The following is a 21,240-nucleotide window of genomic DNA, read 5'->3' as shown; positions in this document are numbered from 1 at the left end:
AGCCCCGGTCAACGACATCCCCCACGAGATGTATTCCCCATCAACACTGCAAACATGTTGCAAGCAACATGGCGCACCACCCCGTTCCGGGCGGCGTGCAGCAGTATCAAACTGCCTAGCAGCATAAACGGGACATAGGGGCGCTGTCGATGATTTTGTTCGGCAGATGCCAAGACAAATGATCAAACAGCATTGTATACAATCATATAAACAATGACTTACGTATAAGTATCAATGTTATTGTCGTGTTATTTGATCAAACAATACAAAGACTTGCTCCATTTATCCAGCCGGATAGACCAGCAGCCATGGCGCACCGCGCCCCGATAGCCAGCCAGCATGCCACGTTGCAGTGCTGTCAATAATGTTAAACAAATGCCACAGTCAGCGCGCCAGTGCCGTCAGACGTGGCAGATGATCCGCCGCATGGAAGCGGCCCTTGGCATCGCGGTTGACCCAGGCCATGGCGTGCTGCGGGTCATGAGTGAAGAACAGCCGCCCTTGCCTGGCCAGCAGATTCTCCAGCAGTTGGCGCTTTTCGTCGGTCAGCTGTTCAGGGAAACGGTCATAGCCCATGGTGATGGGTACATGCACCCAGGGTGCGCCGGGGATGAGATCGGCGGCGTACACCACCGGCCCCTCCTCCAGCGGAATTTCGGTCAGCAACATGCCGGGCGTGTGGCCATCGCTCAGGTGGAAGCGGTAATCCGCTGGCAGACAGGCCGGTGTCTCGCCATCGGTCAGCACCAGTCGGCCACTGTTTTCCAGCAAGCTAATCAGTTCGGGAATGAAGGACGCACGGTCGCGCGCATGTGGCTCCTTGGCACGCTGCCAGGCGCTGCGGCTGACAACGAATTGCGCCTGGGGAAACAGCAGCCGTGCCGGGCCGCCATCCCAGGCGGCCAGCAGGCCGCCGACATGGTCGAAATGCAGGTGGGACAGGATGACCACGTCGATGTCTTCGTGGCTGCAACCGGCGGCGGCCAGATTGTCCAGCAGCACATGGCCGTCTTCCACCACACCGTAACGCGTCTTGAGATCCGGTGCAAAAAAGGCACCGATCCCCGCCTCCAGCAGAATGCGGCGGCCATCATCCTCGCGCACCAGCAAACAGCGGCAAGCCAGCGGCACCCGGTGCGCCTCGTCCGGAGTCAGCCATTGGCTCCACATAGCCCGTGGCGCATTGCCGAACATGGCACCGCCGTCCAGTTTCTGGGAATTGCCAAGCAGGGAAGTCAGGGTACGCATGGGCGCTCCAGGTGATGATCGATGCGATCGATTATCAAGCAAGCGCTCGGTATTGTCACCCACTGCGCGGCAAGGCCACACTAGCCGACGGCAGTTTCTCCGGCATGGCCGATGAACAAGGCTTCCTGCTCCACCTTGAGCTGCCGCTCCAGCATACCGGCACACAGATCAGCCAACATCGGTGGCAAAGGCAGTCGTGCCAGCCGTGCCAGCGCTTGCTGGTCGTCTTCTTTCAAGGGCTGGCCGCCACAGGCTAAGGTCAGGTCATCGGCCTGCATGCGCCAAGGCTGCCAGGCACAGCCGGCCTTGCCGGCCAGATCGCCCACTTGCAGGGCAATGGCCACGCCAGATGGGTCCAGATCGCAAGCTACCTGTACCGGCAAGCGCAGCAGCGCCAGCAGATGGCCCACCGCCGCCAGCCAGCGCCGGTGTGGATAGCCTGGCACCCAGATGTTCAACACCGCTTCGGCCTGCTGGGTCAGTACTTCAAACACACTGAGGTTTTCCACCACCCGCACCATTTGCAGTTGGCCACGCACTGCATCTACCTGCAACAGGGCTTCCGGAGCCAATGCCAGTCCGCTTTGCAACAAGGAAGCGGACAGCAGCAACTGACCGCCGGCATGCAGTTCCAGCGGGCCGGACAGGAAAACATGCGGGGTATGGCGCGAGATGCCGCAGGCTTCCAGCGCAATGCCAAACTCGGCCAGCCAGCGCCGGTCGGCTTCGCCAAAGGCCTTGCTGCGCCCCAGTGCATACTGGGAAAACTGCCGCTCGGTACCCCACAACCCTGCAGATAGCCAGCTATCCAGCCCCTGGGCAATCTTCAGCCGCCGCTCCAGCGTGGAAGACTGCACGCGCTGGGTAAGGCTGTCGGCCAGGGTTTGCAGCTGCGGATTTTGCGGCTGCCAACCACGCCATAGCTGCACCACTTCGTCGCGCGCATCAGCATCCGGCAGGCCGATCAGGCTGCGCAACTGGTACACCTCGCGCCAGCTGACCCAGAACGGCTCCCACTGCCCCAGCCGGTCGGGCTCGGCATGCAGTTCCACCTCACACCAGCCACACTCCAGCAGGCGGCGCAGCAAATCTTCGGCCTGGGTTGGATCGCCACTTTGCGCCACGAGAGTAGTCCAGCGCTGGCGCATCACGCGCAAGGCCAGCCAGCGCTGCAGCAAAGCCTGGTCGGTCTGGGGCAACAGCAAGGGTGTAGGGGCAAGCGTGGGTTGCAGCAGCAAGTGGTGGCCGCGAGCGCCAATGGGCAGGCGCTCCACCAGTTCCGGGGAAATACGGGCAAGCCAGCTGGACATGGGGTTCTGCCAGAGTAAAGGGTGAAAGGAGTAGACCGCCGGACGGAAACAAGTTTCCCCGCCCGGCAGCAACATCAGGCCTGTGAGTCGGACTGCGGTGCATCCACCCGGCGGCGGGTTTGCAGGATGGGCGGGGCCCACTGCTCGCCCGGCCGCTTCTTGCGGGTGGCCAGCGTCAGTTCGGATGGCGCAAAGATATTGATGTTATGCGTGTTGGGCGTGGTGATCAGATACTGCGCCTCGGTAGCCTTGAGGAAGCCTGCTACCCGGTCGATGTTGAAAATATCGAGGTGGGCGAAGGGTTCGTCAATGAACACGAAACCGGACGGGTTGGCCTCGTCCATCATCAGGCCGATCAGCAGGATCAGCGATTTCATCACCTGCTGGCCGCCGGAAGCCTCGCCGTCGTTCATGCCCATCAGGCCCTTCTGGTCGAAGTTGAAGCGCAGCGTCAGCCCGGCCTGCGCCAGCGCCGCATCGTCGTTTTCCAGCGTGGGCAGCTCCACATCCACACCGATGCCGGCCAGCTCGCCCAGGCGCTTGATATTGGCACCATAAGCCCGCACCGTGGCGCGCAGCTTGCCCATATAGGCGGCGCGGGCGTCGTCGGTGAGTTCACGCGAGCGGTCCACCTCGCTCTGGCGGCGCTGGCGTTCGCGGTCGATTTGCGCCAGGTCGTCGGCCAGCTTGTCGCGCAGCGCCAGTACCGACTCGTCGGTTTCCCATTCGCCGCCTTGCAGCCGCTCTTGCAGGTAATTCAGCTGATGGCGCGCATCGGCGGCGCTTTCGTATTCCTCTTCCAGCGCGGCCACATGCTCGGCGGCCAGCGCATCGGCGGGCAAACGCTCGGCCCACTCGCGCAGTTCGGCCAGCAGGCGGCGTAGCTGGCGGCGGCTGTTTTCCACCTCCTGACGCTTGCCGTCGTAACGCGACAGGCTTTCCTGTTCGCGCTGGCAGATGCGGTCGTGCTCCAGCCGCGCATCGCTGTAGCGCTGGTCTGCCGCATCCTTGGTGGCACTGGCTTCGGCCAGTTGTGCGCCCAGTTCCTGCTGCTGCGCTTGCAGGCTGTCCAGCCGGGCAGCCAGTGCGGCAAATTCTTCGGCACGGCTATCCAGCTGGCGGATGGCGTCCATGCCGCCCAGGTATTCGGCCAGCCCGGCCGCCTCGCGGGTGATGCTCACCAGCCGTTCTTCGTCGGCCAGAATGCGCACGTTCAGCTGCTTCAGCTTGTCGCGCAATGCCAGCAGGCGCGACTGGCGCGCACCTTCGCCAAAGGCAAATTCATGCGCGGCTACGCCGATATGGCGCGCCCCGCGTCGTTCGCGGAAGTAACCGTCGCGGGTAATCCAGTCGCCATCCACCGCGGCACCGGCCTGGGCGTTTTCCACCCGGCTGACCTTGTTCAGCTGCTGGTACAGCCAGTCCGGTGCATTGGCGGAAAAGCGGATCACTTCCAGCAGGCTGCCCTTGCGTGCGGGCGGCGGGCTGCTGCGTTCCGGCACTACAAAATGGCGGAAGCGCAGTTTTTCGCCCAAGCGCCAGGCCTCGCCCTTTTGCTGCGGGTTTTCCAGCAGCACCACATGACGGTAGGGGCGCAGCATGGCTTCCACCGCACCCTGCCAGCCGGCGTCCATCACCTCGATGATGTCGGACAGCATGGCGTGGCCGATATTGGCCTCGTCCAGTGCCGCCTTGAACTGGCGCACTTCTTCCGGCGAGCGGCCACGGCCGATTTCCAGTGCCTCGACATGGTTTTTCAGGTCGACGCGCTGGCGGTTCAGGTCGCGCAGGCCGTCTTTGAGTTGCTCGGCCTCACTGCGCAGGCCGGACAGCTTGTCGGACAGTGCGGCGGCATCGGCACCGTATTCGCGGCTGGCCAGGGCTTGCAGGCGGTCGCGCTCTTTCAGCTGGCCACTGACGCTGGCATGTTCGGCCTTGGCGGCCATGAACTGCTCCTGCGCCTGCAAACGGGCTTGTTCAGCTGCCTGGCGTGCTTCACCCGCAGCCACTTCGGCGGCCTTGAGCTTGGCCACCAGTTGCAAGGTGTCGTGATGTTCGCGCCGGGTGCGGCTGAGCTGGCCGTAGGCGGCGCGGTAGTTTTGCCAGGTCTGGCCCAGTGCGCTCTTGCCATCCAGATAGGCCAGCACCGGCAGGGCTTCGTCCTGCAGGCGGCGGATGGTCTGGCTGAGCTGACGCCATTCCAGAAAACGCCCGGCGCGGGTTTTCATGGTTTCCACCCGTGCTTCCAGTGCTTCTTCCTGCCGGGTGAGCGCTTCCAGTTCCAGCTCGGTGGCGCGTTGTTCGTCACGGGCACGCTGGTAGTTGTCCAGCACGTCCTTGTCGCCGAATACCTGGAAGACCAGGTCCAGCAATTGTTTGGGGCTGTATTCGGTCAGCTTGTCGGTATCGCCCTGCTCCAGCGCCAGCACCTCGCCCACGGCGGGGGTGAGGCCGGCCACTTCCAGCCGGCGGCGGTATTCCTGCACCCCCAGCCATTGCGCTTGCGCCTCGGCCAGTTCCAGCGGCACATCACCATCCAGAATGGCGTAATGCCGCACCCAGTCGCCGCCCTGCTTCTTGATGCGGCACAGCAGCGTCACCGCATCGCTGACGATGGGAAAGAAGGGGGTGGGATACAGGCCGCCAGACGGGCGACGCGGGTTGTCCACCACGCCGCGCAGGTAGGCAAACGGCTCGCGGTTGTTGCGCACATAGCGCTTGTAGTCGCGCTTGCCGGAGCACTTGATGGCCAGCAGGGTACGCATGGCATCCAGCAAGGTGGTTTTGCCCGAACCATTGGGGCCGATGATGGTGACAATCTGCGCGTCCAGCGGCACCGCCAGCCGTTGCCAGAAGTCCCAGTGCACCATTTCTACCGATTTCATCTGGAACATCAGTGGTTTTCCTCTTGCGCGGGGGCTTGTAGGTCGTCTTCGGCAGTGTCAAACAGGCTGGAGCCATCATCCATCACAGTCGGCTGTACCGCCTGGGCAATGGCGCTGGCAGTCTTGTCGGCCAGCGCATCGGCGGCCAGGCAGCGGCGCTGGCCCAGCACCTCGGACAGCGCACCTTCGATGATGCGCGGTGCCAGCTGGCTGTAGTCGATCATCAAATCCAGCATCGGGCCTTCGTCCAGCCATTTGTTACGGCGTACCACAAAGCCCAGGTTCACCAGCCGGCCCAGATTGGCATTGAAACGGGTACGGCCGCCCAGCGCCTTGCCGAAGTCGGCATACAGCGCGTCTTCCGACACGCCGGTGGACACGCCCTCGCCGGTTTCCAGCGGTTTTTGCGCGCCAAACATATCACTCTGGTTTTCACGCCCGGCTTCCACGCGGGCAATCTGCCGTTCGCGCTTGGGCAGGATGATCAGCGCCCACAGGATCACCAGCAGCGCCACGCCATCGCGCGGCAGGCCCAGATTATTGTTGAGCCAGGCTTCGCCGCTGCCGAATACCGGCTCGGTCATTTCCGGTAACAGGGCGACGGCGATGTATTCGGCGTAAGGATTTTCCACCAGCCGCAGGCCGACATCGGCCAACCGCTTGTCCAGCTCCTGGCGGAAAATGTCATCCAGCAGCGCCTTGCGCGCCAGCGCGTCGCCACGCGGCACCACGCGGTGCGCCAGCAGACGGGCGGTGAGGGTTTTCAGTTGCTGTTCCATGGCTTAATTCGGGGTATGAGGAAGCAGCCGCGCATCAGACAGCGTGGCAACTTCCGGGTGTTCGGGTTCAATCACGGCTTCGCCGCCGTGCAGGGTGAACGGCAATTTGGCCAGCGCCGCCACGATGCTGGCATCGCCATGGCTTTCCGGGTCGCCAATCAAGGACAGCAAGGACAGGCGATAGGCGGTTTCGTTGTAGCTGTCGGCCAGCACCGCCTGCCGGATGGGGATGTGGTCGGCACCGGTTTCGCCCAGTTGCAGGCCCAAGGTCAGCAGCTCGTCGTACATGGCTTCGGCGGCAAACAGGCGCTCTACTTCCAGCTCGCCGGACAGGGGCGCGGCCACGCTGCCGGGCAAGGTGGTATTGCCGGCCTTGGCACGTTCGCGCGCCAGCAGCTCGAATTCCGCCATGTCGGCCAGCTCCGGCGTGGCAATGAAGGCCGGTTCCGGGTTGATGGACAGGCAGCCGCTCAGTTGATCGGCCAGTTGGCCCACTGCCTGACGGCGCAGCCAGTCGGCAATATCGGTGGAAGTCAGGCCGGAACTGCCCAGATGCACACGCTGCGCGGCCAGCTGCGCCAAGCGGCGCTCGAAAGTACCGGCCAGCGCCAGCATGCGGCTTTGTGCCAGCGCCACCGCCTGCGCCTGATTCAGGGCAGACAGGCTGAGGGTGTCGTCGGCGGTGAGGCTGCGGATGACTTCTGTCGATTTGGCCACCCAGCGCCACACGGCTTCCAGCCGGTGCTGGGCGGCACGGATGCGGAATTCGGATTGCGATTCCAGCGCTTCTTCAAACTCGCCATACAGCTCGTTCAGGCGCGCCAGCAAGTGCTTGAGCGCGTCGTCCGACAACTGCCCCACCGCCTGCCCGGCGGCCACCTGGCTGGTGAGATAGCCCAGTTCAACATCATCGCCGGCAAAGTCAATCAAGGTGGCCAGTGCTGCCAGCGCCACGCGTGCGCCTTCGGACAACTGGTACTGGCCGCCATCGCTGTCGTACACCAGCAATTCGCCCTCGCGCAGGCGGCCCAGAATGGTGGCCAGCTTGGTGTCGTTGAGATAGGCAAAGCGTTGGGCGATTTCCTGCGGCGTCCAGCGCGGCGCGTCGGCGCGGCTGCCCAGTTCGCGCAGCACCAGGAGGCGCATCAGCACCTCCTCGTCGCCACCGCGAAACAGCGTGACAAACACGGACAGATAAGGCCAGGCCTGTTGCAGGCGATTGACCGCAGACAGCGAATCCGGCGCAATGCCCGGCTGGAAAAAGTCGGCGAGCGATTCCAATGACATTCCGGCATCAAGAAGCAAAAGCGGATTGTCCAAGGCCGGACGGGGGTAAGTCAACGCATCTTGCATGTGCTGGGGTGCGCACCGGCACGCGGCACGCCCCCCATGCTCAGGCTGCCGACGGCTGCACTTTCGGCGTGCGCCGGCTTTGCGCGATATAAGCCAGTGCTGCCAGGCTGATCAGGGTGGTGAACATCAGGTAAAAGCTGGGGGCATTATTGCTGCCGGTGGCGCTGATCAGCCACACGATGATGGCCGGGGCAAAGCCGCCAAACACCGTCACGCCCACGTTATAGCCAATGGCCATGCCGGTGGCACGCGTTGCAGGCGGGAAGATTTCCGACATCAGCGCAGGCAGGGCACCAAAGTAAATGGACTTGAGCAAGGCCAGCCAGCACACCAGCACATACAGCGCCCAGGCACTGCCGCTATGCGACACATACAGGAACACCGGGTAAATGGTGAGGGCAAACAGCACCCCGGCCACGGTCATCTGCTTCAGCCGCCCTATACGGTCAGATAAATAACCGGAAAACGGCGTCACCACGGTCAGGATCACCCCCGCCAGCATGCTGGCGACAAAGCCGGTGGCAGCATCCATCTTCAGCTGGCGGATGGCAAAGGTGGGCACGTATTGCAGCATGTAATTGACCGCGGTGGACACGGTAATCACCCCGATGGCCGCCAGCACCATGCTTTTTTGGCTGGCCAGCACATCACGCACCGGAGTGGTGGTGCGCTCGGCCTCCTTGAAACTCGGGGCATCGTCCAGATAGCGCCGCATCAACAAGCCGACCGGGCCAATCAGCAAGCCGAAGAAGAAGGGAATGCGCCAGCCCCAGGCCAGCAGTTCCTCCTGCGTCAGCAGCTTGACCAAGCCGTAGCCAAACAAGGACGCCAGCAAGGTGGACAAGCCCTGGGTGGCAAACTGCCAGCTGGCGAGAAACCCACGGCGGTGTGGTGCATGCTCGATCAGCATGGCGGTGGACGCGCCAAACTCACCCCCGGCGGAAAAGCCCTGAATCAGCCGCGCCAGAAAAATACCGATGGGAGCGGCAATACCTATCTGCGCATAACTGGGCAGTACGGCGATGATGGCGGTGCCCACCATCATCAGGCTCACGGTCAGCAGCAGCGCGGCCTTGCGGCCATGCCGGTCGGCATAGCTGCCCAGTACCACCCCGCCCAGGGGCCGGATCAGATAGGAGGCACCGAAGGAGCCGAAGGTCAGCAGCATGGAGGCGGTTTCATTCCCCGCCGGGAAAAAATTGTGGGCGATATAAACGGCAAAAAAGGCATAGATGGCGATATCAAACCATTCCAGTGCATTGCCTATCGAGGTGGCCAGCACAATCTGCGTCAGGCTGAGCGGTTTGCGTTCAGACATGATTTTCTCCTGTGTGCGCTGCGGCTTGTGCAATGATCTGGCTGCCCTGCTCACCCAGATCCCACCAGATGCCCGCCATCAGTCCCAGCGCCTCGCGCGCCACGGGTGCCAGCAGATGTTCGTTGGGAGCATGCTGGGCACAGCCGGGATAAGAATGCGGCAGCCACAGGGTGGGCAGGCCCAAAATGTCAGCAAAGGCATCGTTGGGAACCGTGCCCCCCAGATTGGGCAGCAACGCCGCCTGCTTGTCGGTGCTGAGTTGTATGGAGTCCAGCGTCCACCGCACCCAGGGATTGTCCAACGCCAGCCGGGTGGCCGCAGAACTGGACAAAATGCGCACCTGCACATGCTCCAGCCCGTGCCGCTGCAGATGCGACACGATATGTTGCCGGGTATTGCGCCAGTCGGTGCCCACGACAAAGCGCAACTGGCACACCGCCTTGGCCGTGGGTGGGATGGCATTCACCGGCTTGTTGGCATCACCTGCCTGCAATGCCAGCACCTCCAGCGTATTCCAGCCGATAACACGTTCCAGAGGACTCAGCCCCGGCTCGCCCCAGTCGGTATCTACCTGCGGGCTGTTTGCTTCGCCAGCCAGCGTCAGGCCGGATAGTGCGTTGCGCACTGCGGCACCCAACGGTGGTGGCCGCAAGCCTTCTACATTGATCACACCGTGCGCATTGACCAGGCTAGCAATGGCATGAGACAGCAGCACCGCAGGGTTGCGCAGCGCCCCACCCCAATTACCGGAATGATGTCCGCTTTTGCGCAACAGCAGCTGCAGTTCAATCAGCACACTGCCACGCGAGCCAAGAAACAGCGTTGGCCGCCCGGCACTTACTCGCGGCCCGTCCGAGGCAATGAACACATCTGCCTGCAAGGCCATCTGTTCGGACTGGCAAATTTCCCGCAAACCGGGCGAGCCAATTTCCTCGCCGCTTTCAAACAGCCACTTGCTGTTAAAGCCCAGTCGGCCACCACGGGTTTGCAGTACTGCCTCCAGCGCGGCCAGGTTGATCGAATGCTGACCCTTGTTATCAGCGGTTCCCCGGCCATACCAACGCTCATCTTCTACACTCACCAACCAGGGACTCCGTCCCGTATGCCAATGTATGTCATCACCGCGTACCACATCCGCGTGGCCATAGCTCAGTACCGTGGGCAAGGTGTTGTCCTCATGCCGTTCAGCCAACAGAAAAGGGGCCAACGGTGCCACCGGGTTGTCCAGTATCCGGCAGTGAAAGCCCATACGCTGCAAGGTTGGAATGATCTCCTGCTGGAAATAGGCAATGTGGGTTGCCGCCTGCCCCGGCTCCTGGCTTTCGGTATGAAAAGCAACCCGGCGCTGTACATCGCTTAACAGACCACCGTGATCGAAATAGTCCTGAGCCGTATCAATAGCCTGGCTACGCAAAACCTGCCCTTGTCTCATCTGGTTTCTCCGGTGCGAATTACATATGGTGGGATGGCTTGCGCAGTCTAGAAGCGGGAAAACAGCAATGACAATTGCAAAAAAAGCTAGGCTTATTGCCTAAAAAGCAAGGGAGATCAAGGTGATACATGGCATCGCTCTGCGCTACTTCGTCGAAGTGGCACGTACTGGATCACTAGCCGCAGCATCAGAAGAACTACATGTCGCGGTATCCGCCATCAGTCGGCAAATCACTAAACTGGAACAAGAGACAGGCACCGTGCTATTCGAACGCCTGCCACGTGGCATGGTGCTGACCGAAGCTGGGCAATTGCTGGCGGAACATGCACGCCGCACCTTGCTGGATGCCCAGTTGGTATTGGGAGAAATTTCCTCTCGACATGCCAGCTCGGGAGGGCTGGTACGACTGGCTTGCACCGATGGTTTTGTCCATGGTGTCTTGCCGGATGTGATGCTGATATATCACCAGCAATACCCCGCAACACGCTTTATCCTCGAAAGCGGCAACCCTGAACAAGTCTGCCACTGGGTGGAAACCGGCGAGGCTGATATCGGCCTGGGTTTTACCATCGCCAGCACCCATGAAATTGAAATCGTGCTGCACCATACGCTGCCGGTATGTGCGCTGCTACGCCCCGGCCATCCGCTGGCCAGCCAAGAAGTGCTGAGCCTGGACGACCTGGCCCGTTATCCGCTGGCCATCCTGGAGCGCGGCAACACGGTACGACAATTGCTGGAATGGAGCTTCACGGCTCAGGGCAAGGTATTTACCCCGCTGCTGAGCAGCGGTCACACCAGCACCCTGCACCGCTTTGCCGCCCACACCGACACCATTGCCCTGGGCAGCCGCCTGGCCATTCACGGACAGCCGGAATGTAACCAACTACTAGCCAAAAGAATTGACGAACCACTGTTGCAGCAAAGACAGCTGCAATTGATGACCATGAAGGCACGCCGACTCCCCCCCGCCGTCAGCCAGTTCTTGCAGTTGCTACAGCAACAGTTACACACCGCGCTGGACGCCTGAGCCACGCAACAAGCACCGGCGATGTTGCCACGGTACTGTCTGCTCCTCTGCCATGCTATTGAAAACGCTGAAGTTTCCAGCGCCAATCACCACCACTTCTGATAGGCAATCATCTGTCATCCGCTGATGATTGCCGATGTCATGCTGCTTGCCAGACTGCCCATCCCCTGCTGTGCCGGGCAATCGATTGGCCAGCTACCCCTCAGGAGCCCACCAATGACACAAACCCCGCGACGGCGGCTGCTGGCCAGCTGCCTGCTCGCCCTGTTGACCGCCTGCGCCGGCAGCTCCTCCTCCTTCAGCCTGATCGGCGCACCGGTGCGCGTGTATGACCTCACTGGCGACATCGGCACCATCGTGAATGCCGAATTCGACTTTATCGGTCGTATGGGTGCGCCTGGCCGGGGTGGTGAAGTGTGCTGCGCCAGCCTGCCGAAGAAGTGGTACCCCGGCATGATCGCCACCGTGCGCTGGGTGAAAAATCCTTCCCCTTGTTTTGATTGCGCCCCCAACATCGACAAAGAAAATGAAAAATTTAAGGAGTACATGAAAAAGAAAAGAGCCACCTACCAACGCCTCAGCGCCCAGGTGGAACTCCCCCCCTACGGCGATACCTGCGGGATCGCACTCGTTTTCTTCCCTTGTGATCAGGTCAGAGTGGTGATTGATTGCCGTGAATCCGGCTACATCGCCCGCGCTGATGACAAAGACATTCTTCAAAAATACGGGATGACACAACAATGCCCGAAACAACCTTAAGACCCGCTCACACACAGAAAGGCCCCCTGGTCAGCCAATGGCGGCAACAAGCCGCCGCAATGGAAGGAAAGTCATGTCCCAACACACCGTAAACCCCGCCAGCACCATCCAGCCCCGTCCACCGCCACCACGCAGGCGACGGCGGCTGCTGGCCAGCTGCCTGCTCACCCTGCTGACCGCCTGCGCCAGCAGCTCCTCCTCCTTCAGCCTGATCGGCGCACCGGTACGCGTGTATGACCTCACTGGCGACATCGGCACCATCGTGAATGCCGAATTCGACTTTATCGGTCGTATGGGTGCGCCTGGCCGGGGTGGTGAAGTGTGCTGCGCCAGCCTGCCGAAGAAGTGGTACCCCGGCATGATCGCCACCGTGCGCTGGGTGAAAGATCCGGCACCGACACTGGATTACCCCGTTGAACCTAAAGCCTATGCCGAGTACAAAAAGCGCCGCCCCCCCTACCAACACCTCAGCGCCCAGGTGGAACTGCTGCCCTATACCCGCACCTGTGGTGTCACCCTGGTGTTTCTGCCGTGCGATCAAGTCCGCGTCACCATTGATTGCGATCAGGAAGGCCCCCTGGTCAGCCAATGGCGGCAACAAGCCGCCGCGATGAAAGGAAAGTCATGTCCCAACACACCGTAAACCCCGCCAGCACCATCCAGGCCCATCCACCGCCACCGCACAGGCGACGGCGGCTGCTGACCAGCTGCCTGCTCGCCCTGCTGACCGCCTGCGCCAGCAGCTCCTCCTCCTTCAGCCTGATCGGCGCACCGGTACGGGTGTATGACCTGACCGGAAAGATGGACACCATTCTGGATGCTGAATTCGACTTTATCGGTCGTATGGGTGCGCCTGGCCGGGGAGGTGAAGTGTGCTGCGCCAGCCTGCCAAAGAAGTGGTATCCCGGCATGATCGCCACCGTGCGCTGGGTGAAAGACCCTAACCCATGCCTAGGTTGTGGACCAAATATGGACAAGGAGTACTACAAATTTCTGGAATACATGAAAAAGAAAGAAGCCGCCTACCAACGCCACAGCGCCCAGGTGGAACTGCTGCCCTATACCCGCACCTGTGGTGTCACCCTGGTGTTTCTGCCGTGCGATCAAGTCCGCGTCACCATTGATTGCGATCAGGAAGGCCCCCTTGTTAGCCAATGGCGGCAACAAGCCGCCGCAATGGAAGGAAAGTCATGCCCCAACACACCGTAAACCCGGCCACCGCCCACACCGCCCCACCCTGGGATGAAACACGTGATGCCTTCCCCAGCGATGCCCAGGTGTTGCGCGCCAACCGCATGAGCCAAAGCCGGGAAATGGATGCGCTTTACTTTGCAGCCCATGTCAAACGCAGGCCACCGCCCTGCGGCATGGTATGCAATGTCTCGCTGTTTTTTGATGGCACCAATAACCATCTGTACACCGACGAAGCGCATAACAGCCATTCCAATATTGGCCGGCTGTTCCGTGCCGCCATTCAGGGAGACAGGGCAGCAAGGGATGGCTTTTTTGCCTATTACCTGCAGGGGGTAGGCACCCAGTTTCGCGAGATCAAGGAGGATGGGCCGTCATCCGCGGGCCTGCAATATGCCGCTGGCGGCCAAATGCGCATTCACTGGGGCTTTACCCGCCTGATTGATGCCCTGCAACGCACCATCAGCCCGGATGTGGATAAATTCCCGAACCGGCTGGAAGATGCCGATGCCTACAACATCGCCAGCGCCATGGAGTTTCCCCCGTTAAATGACCCCAACGATGAGTGGCAGCAACAAAAGCGTAACTGGCCGGCAGCTTGGCGGCGTAAGGAGGCGATGCAGCTGGGCCTGGCCAAGGTGCTCACCCACCGACAGAACCAGGAAGTGCCTACCGTGGCCTGCCTGAAAGTGTATGTGTATGGCTTTTCGCGCGGGGCGGCCGAGGCGCGCACCTTTGTCTACTGGCTGCATGAAATGTGTGAGCGTGGCGATGACGGTGGCTATACGCTGTTTGGCATACCGATCAAGATTCCGTTTATTGGCCTGTTTGATACCGTGGCATCGGTGGGCCTGGCCGCGCTGACCGCCCCGGCGCTGGGCCATATGGGCTGGGCGGACGACACCATGCCGCTGCCGGATGCCCCCGGCCTGATCGGCCAGCATGTGCACCTGGTATCGGCGCACGAGCAGCGCATCTGCTTTCCGCTGGACTCCACCCGTTGGGATACGGGCCACTACCCGCCCGGCCACCTGGGGGAATTTGTCTACCCCGGCGTGCATTCCGATGTGGGCGGCGGCTATGGCCTGGGCGAGCAGGGCAAGGCACGCGACGGTATTGGCTCGCAGCTGTCGCAGATCGCCCTGCGCCGCATGTATCTGTTTGCCTTTCATGCCGGCGCGCCGTTAACACTGCCCAAACAGGTGTTTATCGACACGCAGGCCAGCATCGAATTTATCGAAAAATGGCGTTGGATGGATGAAAAATCAATAAGAAACTTTGCAGTCAGCCCTGAACTCATCCAACGCTTCAATGCCTGGGCCGTACGGCAGGACTGCCAGCAAGACACGGTGGAACGCATCATCGCCCGCCAGACGGCACTGATGACCGCCTGGCGCATTGCCCGCTATGCCGGCGGCCTGGGCGGGGAAGGCGGGGTGTCGCAGGAGCAGTTGCCGTATTACCGCAGCATTCCGGAGGATAACCCGGCGCAAATCGCTTGGGCGCACCAGGCCTGGGAACAAGCCCGCGCCAGCGATGCAGCCCAGGCCCGGCTGCAACAGGTGCAAGCCGACAATACCGCCCGCAGGGAGCGAGGCAAAGCAATCGACCAGCGCGCACTGGAACGGGCGCAGCAGCAAGTGGCCCAGCAGCCCATGCCCAGCGGGGTTCGCAACCCGGCCACCGGCCAGCCGGTAAGTGACAAGCTGCCGTCTTACGCCAAGGATTTTGACCCCAGCATGGATAAATCGCAGTTGCGCAATGCGGCCAAGGAATTCCGGGTGCATTATCTGCACTGGAAAAAAGTGGAGCCGCGCTACAACGCCCAAGGCCAGGCCATTGCCGTACCCGACCCACTGGCCATAAAAGGCGAGCGCCCAGCCTGGCAAACCATTCCACCGCCCCCCAGGGTGGGGACGTTCACCTGGACAGACTGGCTGCTGCGCCTGGTTGGCATTGGCAGCGTGCAGTCCATGGCGCCGGAGCATGCTTATGAATCGGTCTTTCTATTGCGCCACAGCGAGCAGATGTATGCCCAGCTGATGGCAGACCTGCTCTTGTTGGCGCTGTTTGATGAGCACATTCACGATTCACGGGCCTGGTTCATGGTGGCCAGCACCGGCAACCGTGAGCCGTATGCCAGTTATTTCCGGCTGCGTACCATTCTGTACAATGACAAAACCAATAAGGACTACCAGCGGGATATTCCGGATGTGGAGAAACGCTGCCAGATACCGGCGGTTCCGGACTGGTATGGTCGGCTGTAACACGGCCAAGCCACAGCCTGTTACTGGCGGCGCTTAGTCGCTAAAACGGCAAGCGCAAAAAACGGCCCATCTCACAATGGGCCGTTTTGCTTTTTTAAAAACAGATAACTTATTTCAGGCTGCCGGACAGAAAAGCCTTCAGGCGTTCGCTCTTGGTATTGCCGAACACTTCGTCCGGGTGGCCTTCTTCTTCCACCAGCCCCTTGTGCAGGAACATGACGTGGTTGGACACATTGCGGGCAAAGCCCATCTCGTGGGTCACCACCACCATGGTGCGGCCTTCTTCGGCCAGAGTCTGCATCACCTTCAGCACTTCGCCCACCAGTTCCGGGTCCAGCGCCGAGGTGGGTTCGTCAAACAGCATCACTTCCGGCTCCATCGCCAGCGCACGGGCAATGGCCACGCGTTGTTGCTGGCCACCGGACATATGCGCCGGGTACTTGGCCTGTGCCTGGGCATCCAGCCCTACCTTGCGCAGGTATTTTTCGGCGCGGGCAATGGCTTCGTCACGGGAAAGACCCAGCACGTGAATGGGTGCTTCGATAACATTTTCCAGCACCGTCATGTGGCCCCACAGATTGAAATGCTGGAATACCATGGCCAGCTTGGAGCGCATGGTCTGCAGCTGCTTCTGGTCGGCCGGTATCAGTTCGCCCTGCTTGTTTTTTTGCAGGCGGATTTCCTCGCCGCCCAGGCTGATGCTGCCGGCGTTGGGTTTTTCCAGGAAGTTGATACAGCGCAGAAAGGTACTTTTGCCCGAGCCGGAGGAACCGATGATGCTGATTACATCGCCGGCCTTGGCCTTGAGCGAAATACCCTTGAGCACTTCGTGGCTGCCATAGCTCTTGTGCAGGTCTTTAACGACTAGCTTTTCCATCTTTTATCCTTGCGGGTAACTCAGGCCTTCATCGGGCGCAGGTGCGCCAGCCACTTGCTTTCCGCCTTGCGGAACAGGGCCACCAGAACAAAGGTGATACACAGGTAAATCAATGCGGCCAGGCCAAAGGCATTGAACGAGTCATAGGTGGCGGCATTCACGTCACGCGCCACTTTCAGAATGTCCGGCACGGTGGCGGTGAAGGCAACGGTGGTGGCATGCAGCATCAGGATCACCTCGTTGCTGTAGGCCGGCAGGGCGCGGCGCAGCGCGGACGGAATGATCACGCGGCGATACAGGGTGAACCTGTTCATGCCATAGGCGCGGCCAGCCTCGATCTCGCCATAAGGGGTGGCCTTGATGGCACCGGCGAAGATTTCGGTGGTATAGGCGCAGGTATTCAGGCCGAAGGCCAGAATGGTGCAGTTATACCCTTCGCGGAAGAAGTGGTTGAGGATGTCCACATCGCGCACCACATCCAGGCTGTACATGCCGGTGTAGAAGAACAGCAGCTGGATGTACAGCGGTGTACCACGGAACACGTAGGAAAACAGCCATACCGGGCTGGACAGCCATCTGGATTTGGACACGCGGGCAATGGCCAGCGGAATGGAGGCACAGAAGCCAAAGGCAATGGAAATCACCAGCAGCCACATGGTGACGGCCAGGCCCGACAGGTGATAGCCATCCGTCCACAGGAAGGCTTTCCAGTATTGTTGGATGATGTCGATCACAGATCTGCCTCCCGTACGCCGGTGGAATAACGGCGTTCCAGCCACATCAGCACCAGGCTGGAAATCGTTGTCAGAATCAGGTAAATGGCACCGGCCACCACGGTGAAGAAGAACACCTTGTACGAACTCTTGCCCGCGTCAATGGATGCCTTCACCACATCGGACAGGCCGATGATGGAGACCAGGGCGGTGGCTTTGAGCATCACCTGCCAGTTATTGGAAATACCCGGCAGGGCAAAGCGCATCACCTGCGGAAACTGGATACGGGAAAAGGTTTGCCAGCCGCTCATGCCATAGGCGATGCCAGCTTCGATCTGACCTTTGGGTACAGACAGGAAGGCCCCGCGGAAGGTCTCGGTGAAATAGGCTCCGTAAATGAAGCCCAGGGTAAACACACCGGACACAAAGGGGTTGAGGTTGATCTGCTCCATGCCTTGCCATTCGGTCAGATGATTCATGCCGATTTGCAGGCTGTAGAAGATCAGCAGCATCAGTACCAGGTCCGGTACGCCGCGAATCAATGTGGTGTAAAGCGTGGCAATGCCCTTGAGCACAGGATTGCTCGACAGCTTGGCGCCAGCGCCACCCAGACCGATGATGAAGGACACCAGCAACGACATGACTGCCAGTTCCAGTGTGATCCATGCACCGTCCAGGATGATAGGCCCGAATCCATCCAGAAACATGGCCGTTTCCCCTGTATGTTGTTATCGCTGTACAACTGCCCGGGCGCAGACTGCCACCGCCTGATCCCGGCGGGAGCTGGCGAAAGCATGCCTTTGCAGCATTGGCGTAAGTGTCAGCGATTGGCGGCGGACGTAACAGTGGGTGTTACGCATCTCCTCCGCAGCCGTGATGAAAACGCGCCCCGGCAAATTGCAACGGGGCGCGGTGCCTCTGTCAGTGTTACGACTTATTTGCCGTACACATCAAACGTGAAGTATTTCTTTTCGATTTTCTTGTAGGTGCCGTCCTTCAGGATGCTGGCAATCGCTTTGTCGATGGCTGCCTTCAGGTCGGTATCTTCCTTGCGCAGGCCGATGCCGGCACCGGTACCCAGGGTTTTCGGGTCGTTCAGGTTGCCACCGGCGAAGGCAAAGCCCTTGCCTTCCGGCTTTTTCAGGAAGCCTTCGTCAGCCTGAATGGCATCTTGCAGCGAGGCATCCAGACGACCGGAGGCCAAGTCGGCCAGTACCAGGCTCTGGTTTTGGTACGGAACCACTTCTACACCGCCCGGAGCCCAGTGGGCCTTGGCATAGGCTTCCTGGATGGTGCCTTGCTCAACACCAACGCGCTTGCCCTTCAGGGAGGCGGCAGTCGGCTGCAGGCCGGAACCAGCCTTGGCCACCATGCGGGTCGGGGTATTGAACAGCTTGGCGGAGAAATTGATTTCCTTCAGACGTGCTTCATTGATGGACATGGAAGACAGTACGCCATCGAATTTCTTGGCCTTCAGGGCCGGGATCATGCCGTCGAAGTCGTTTTCCACCCATACACACTTGGCTTTCATGCGTGCACAGATTTCATTGCCCAGATCGATGTCGAAACCCACCAGCTGACCATTGGGTGCCTTGGATTCGAACGGAGCATAGCTGGCGTCAACGCCAAAACGAACTTCTTTCCAGTCCTTGGCGAAAGCGCCAAAAGAAGTGGCCATCAGTGCCAGAGAAACGGCGGTAATCACTTTTCTCATCAAACTTCTCCTTACTGCTTGGTTTTATTGTTAACACCATGCCGGGCAGCCCCTGCCACCGCAACATACCGATACGCTGCATCAGCCCCCTGCCTTGTGGGCGGGCAGGGCCGATTGGCAGCAATGGTTATATGAATAGCGCAAATTGTCCAGAAGCACGACTCCGGATACAGGATAAATAACGCATCCACCCTGACCGGAGAGGACAGCTGGGCGCGCATGCACCCATATTTGGAAAAGCAAGTCGCATTCGATTGTATTTTTGAGTACAAAATACAACAAACCCACGTAAAACTACGTAGCTTATTTTGCCGTGCGACATCAAATTTTCAAAGTGCAAACCCGCACATGCCATGTAACAGACGAAAAAAAGCCGGTTTCTTCTGGAAACCGGCTGTTCTACCTGACGCTGGCTTAGCTTTCTTCGCCCGCAGCCTTGGCCGCAGCAGCTGCCGCCTTGGCCGCTTCAGCCGCTTCCAGCTGGGCGCGGGCTGCCGCCTTGCGTGCCAGGCGGGCCTCTTCGGCCTGACGTTCGGCTTCTTCGGCAGCAGCACGGGCACGAGCGCGCATGATGCGCAGATAATTGTCGATGGCACGCACCAGCTCACGCGTGCCTTCGTGGGTGAGTGCGGAAATGGCAAACACGCGTGGGGTGTCCACATCAAACCCCAGGCGGTCATCCGGCTGGGTCTTGGGCCAGCCATAGGCTTCCAGGAAGGCCGACACCGTCAGCTCGCGCTCTTCTTCCGGCAGCATGTCCAGCTTGTTCAGCACCAGCCAGCGCGGCTTGCCGTGCAGCTCGGCATCATACTTTTCCAGCTCGGACACAATCGCGCGCGCTTCGCGTACCGGATCGACATCCGGGTCGAACGGTGCCACATCCACAATGTGCAAGAGCAGGCCGGTACGTTGCAGATGCTTGAGGAAGCGGTGACCCAGGCCCGCACCTTCCGCCGCGCCTTCAATCAGGCCGGGAATATCGGCAATCACAAAGCTGCTGGTATCGTCCATGCGCACCACGCCCAGATTGGGGTGCAGGGTGGTAAACGGATAATCCGCCACCTTGGGACGTGCCGCCGATACCGAGCGGATAAAGGTGGATTTACCGGCATTGGGCATGCCCAGCAGGCCCACGTCAGCCAGCACTTTCAGTTCCAGCTTCAGCGTGCGCTGTTCGCCCTCTTCACCCGGCGTGCTCTGACGCGGCGCACGGTTGGTGGAGGACTTGAAGTGGATATTGCCCAGGCCACCCTTGCCACCGCGGGCAATCATCACCCGTTGGCCGTGATGGGTAAGGTCGGCCACCAGCTCGCCGGTGTCGTGGTCGGTAATCACCGTGCCCACCGGCATGTGCAGTTCGATATCGTCACCGCCCTTGCCGTAGCAATCGGCACCGCGGCCACGCTCGCCATGCTGCGCTAGGTATTTTTTGACAAAACGGTATTCCACCAGGGTGTTGACGTTTTCATCGGCCACAGCAAACACGCTGCCGCCCTTGCCGCCATCACCACCATCCGGGCCGCCAAACGGCACGTATTTTTCCCGGCGGAAACTGGCGGCACCATTGCCACCCTTACCTGCAAAAACTTCAATCCGGGCTTCGTCGATAAACTTCATAGATCCTCCTTGAGGAGTCAGGCGTCAAGGTTGGCCATGTGCTGCACCAGCCTTCACGCCTTGCCCCTCGCCAAGCCTGCCACATGGACAAGCCGGATAAAAAAAAGCCCTATCTCACAGGATAGGGCTTTCTTGTCTGCAGAAAGCGATTATTCGCCGTCTACACCGGTGTACGGTACCACGGTAACGATCTTGCGTTGCAGAGCACCTTTAACGGTGAACTGAACATAGCCGTCAACCTTGGCAAACAAGGTGTGATCCTTGCCCTGACCAACATTTTCACCAGCGTGGAAACGGGTACCACGCTGACGAACGATAATGGAACCTGCCGGAATCAGTTCGCCACCGTAAGCCTTAACGCCCAAGCGTTTGGCTTCGGAGTCACGACCGTTGCGGGAGCTACCGCCTGCTTTTTTGTGTGCCATGACTGTTTATCCTTACTTCGAAATCGCGTCGATGCGGATTTCGGTGAAGTTCTGACGATGACCCTGATGTTTCTGGTAGTGCTTACGACGACGCATCTTGAAGATGCGGATCTTGTCACCACGACCGTGGGAAACAACAGTGGCCGTAACGGTAGCGCCAGCAACCAGCGGGGCGCCTACAACAACCTGTTCACCGTCAGCGACCATCAGCACTTCTTCGAGTACGATTTGGCTGTCGACGTCTGCAGGTATCTGTTCTACTTTGAGTTTTTCACCGATGGCAACCTTGTACTGCTTGCCGCCGGTTTTTATGACCGCATACATT

General features: G+C 60.3%; 19 protein-coding genes. 5 read left to right on the top strand and 14 right to left on the bottom strand.

What is annotated here, in order from left to right; all coding sequences use genetic code 11:
• Positions 1–384: 384 nt before the first annotated feature.
• From GSR16_RS01365 to GSR16_RS01335, 7 genes are all read right to left on the bottom strand, one after another.
• The gene (locus tag GSR16_RS01365; RefSeq protein WP_159874797.1) at positions 385–1,248 is read right to left on the bottom strand and encodes an MBL fold metallo-hydrolase; all 864 of its coding nucleotides are present in this window, start codon (positions 1,246–1,248) and stop codon (positions 385–387) included.
• Between the two features lie 80 nt (positions 1,249–1,328).
• Complete coding sequence (locus GSR16_RS01360; RefSeq protein ID WP_159874796.1) at positions 1,329–2,558, bottom strand: DUF2399 domain-containing protein; 1,230 nt, start codon at positions 2,556–2,558, stop codon at positions 1,329–1,331.
• 74 nt (positions 2,559–2,632) lie between these two features.
• The gene (locus GSR16_RS01355) at positions 2,633–5,452 is read right to left on the bottom strand and encodes an ATP-binding protein (protein WP_159874795.1); all 2,820 of its coding nucleotides are present in this window, start codon (positions 5,450–5,452) and stop codon (positions 2,633–2,635) included.
• The gene (locus tag GSR16_RS01350; RefSeq protein ID WP_240902574.1) at positions 5,452–6,222 is read right to left on the bottom strand and encodes a hypothetical protein; all 771 of its coding nucleotides are present in this window, start codon (positions 6,220–6,222) and stop codon (positions 5,452–5,454) included. The genes GSR16_RS01355 and GSR16_RS01350 overlap by 1 nt, the downstream gene beginning before the upstream one ends.
• A 3-nt stretch (positions 6,223–6,225) precedes the next feature.
• On the bottom strand, positions 6,226–7,509 hold the full coding sequence (locus GSR16_RS01345) for a hypothetical protein (protein ID WP_159874794.1): 1,284 nt from the start codon (positions 7,507–7,509) through the stop codon (positions 6,226–6,228).
• 106 nt (positions 7,510–7,615) lie between these two features.
• Positions 7,616–8,893 carry an MFS transporter gene (locus GSR16_RS01340; RefSeq protein WP_159874793.1) on the bottom strand — a complete coding sequence of 426 codons (1,278 nt, stop codon included), beginning with the start codon at positions 8,891–8,893 and terminating at the stop codon, positions 7,616–7,618.
• On the bottom strand, positions 8,886–10,325 hold the full coding sequence (locus GSR16_RS01335) for a M20 family metallopeptidase (protein ID WP_159874792.1): 1,440 nt from the start codon (positions 10,323–10,325) through the stop codon (positions 8,886–8,888). Before GSR16_RS01335 ends, GSR16_RS01340 begins: the two co-directional genes overlap by 8 nt.
• Positions 10,326–10,446: 121 nt before the next feature.
• Between GSR16_RS01335 and GSR16_RS01330 the strand changes: the two genes are divergently transcribed.
• The 5 genes from GSR16_RS01330 to GSR16_RS01310 all read left to right on the top strand — a co-directional run bounded on the left by GSR16_RS01330 (position 10,447) and on the right by GSR16_RS01310 (position 15,569).
• The gene (locus GSR16_RS01330; RefSeq protein ID WP_159874791.1) at positions 10,447–11,352 is read left to right on the top strand and encodes a LysR family transcriptional regulator; all 906 of its coding nucleotides are present in this window, start codon (positions 10,447–10,449) and stop codon (positions 11,350–11,352) included.
• A 216-nt stretch (positions 11,353–11,568) separates the two neighbouring features.
• Positions 11,569–12,111 carry a DUF3304 domain-containing protein gene (locus GSR16_RS01325; RefSeq protein ID WP_159874790.1) on the top strand — a complete coding sequence of 181 codons (543 nt, stop codon included), beginning with the start codon at positions 11,569–11,571 and terminating at the stop codon, positions 12,109–12,111.
• A 73-nt stretch (positions 12,112–12,184) separates the two neighbouring features.
• Entirely contained in the window at positions 12,185–12,754 is a 570-nt protein-coding gene (locus GSR16_RS01320; RefSeq protein ID WP_159874789.1) for a DUF3304 domain-containing protein, read from the top strand.
• Complete coding sequence (locus GSR16_RS01315) at positions 12,736–13,320, top strand: DUF3304 domain-containing protein (RefSeq protein ID WP_159874788.1); 585 nt, start codon at positions 12,736–12,738, stop codon at positions 13,318–13,320. Before GSR16_RS01320 ends, GSR16_RS01315 begins: the two co-directional genes overlap by 19 nt.
• The gene (locus tag GSR16_RS01310; RefSeq protein WP_159874787.1) at positions 13,302–15,569 is read left to right on the top strand and encodes a T6SS phospholipase effector Tle1-like catalytic domain-containing protein; all 2,268 of its coding nucleotides are present in this window, start codon (positions 13,302–13,304) and stop codon (positions 15,567–15,569) included. The genes GSR16_RS01315 and GSR16_RS01310 overlap by 19 nt, the downstream gene beginning before the upstream one ends.
• A gap of 109 nt (positions 15,570–15,678) precedes the next feature.
• Here the strand turns inward: GSR16_RS01310 and GSR16_RS01305 are convergent, their stop codons facing one another.
• From GSR16_RS01305 to rplU, 7 genes are all read right to left on the bottom strand, one after another.
• Positions 15,679–16,446, bottom strand: a complete 768-nt coding sequence (locus tag GSR16_RS01305; protein WP_159874786.1) for an ABC transporter ATP-binding protein — start codon at positions 16,444–16,446, stop codon at positions 15,679–15,681.
• Between the two features lie 20 nt (positions 16,447–16,466).
• On the bottom strand, positions 16,467–17,180 hold the full coding sequence (locus tag GSR16_RS01300) for an ABC transporter permease (RefSeq protein WP_159874785.1): 714 nt from the start codon (positions 17,178–17,180) through the stop codon (positions 16,467–16,469).
• On the bottom strand, positions 17,177–17,866 hold the full coding sequence (locus GSR16_RS01295) for an ABC transporter permease (RefSeq protein WP_159874784.1): 690 nt from the start codon (positions 17,864–17,866) through the stop codon (positions 17,177–17,179). Before GSR16_RS01295 ends, GSR16_RS01300 begins: the two co-directional genes overlap by 4 nt.
• Before the next feature lie 227 nt (positions 17,867–18,093).
• Positions 18,094–18,873, bottom strand: coding sequence for an ABC transporter substrate-binding protein (locus GSR16_RS01290; RefSeq protein WP_159874783.1), 780 nt, complete (start codon positions 18,871–18,873; stop codon positions 18,094–18,096).
• Positions 18,874–19,287: 414 nt separating this feature from the next.
• The gene (gene obgE / locus GSR16_RS01285) at positions 19,288–20,490 is read right to left on the bottom strand and encodes a GTPase ObgE (RefSeq protein ID WP_159874782.1); all 1,203 of its coding nucleotides are present in this window, start codon (positions 20,488–20,490) and stop codon (positions 19,288–19,290) included.
• Positions 20,491–20,639: 149 nt separating this feature from the next.
• A complete protein-coding gene (rpmA, locus tag GSR16_RS01280; RefSeq protein ID WP_045847787.1) occupies positions 20,640–20,915 on the bottom strand; it encodes a 50S ribosomal protein L27 in 276 nt (91 codons plus the stop codon).
• A gap of 12 nt (positions 20,916–20,927) precedes the next feature.
• Positions 20,928–21,239 carry a 50S ribosomal protein L21 gene (gene rplU, locus GSR16_RS01275; RefSeq protein ID WP_059284477.1) on the bottom strand — a complete coding sequence of 104 codons (312 nt, stop codon included), beginning with the start codon at positions 21,237–21,239 and terminating at the stop codon, positions 20,928–20,930.
• Position 21,240: the final 1 nt, after the last annotated feature.

This window comes from Aquitalea denitrificans (assembly GCF_009856625.1).
Taxonomy (GTDB): Bacteria; Pseudomonadota; Gammaproteobacteria; order Burkholderiales; family Chromobacteriaceae; genus Aquitalea; species Aquitalea denitrificans.
This window is presented reverse-complemented; position numbering and strand designations above follow the sequence as displayed.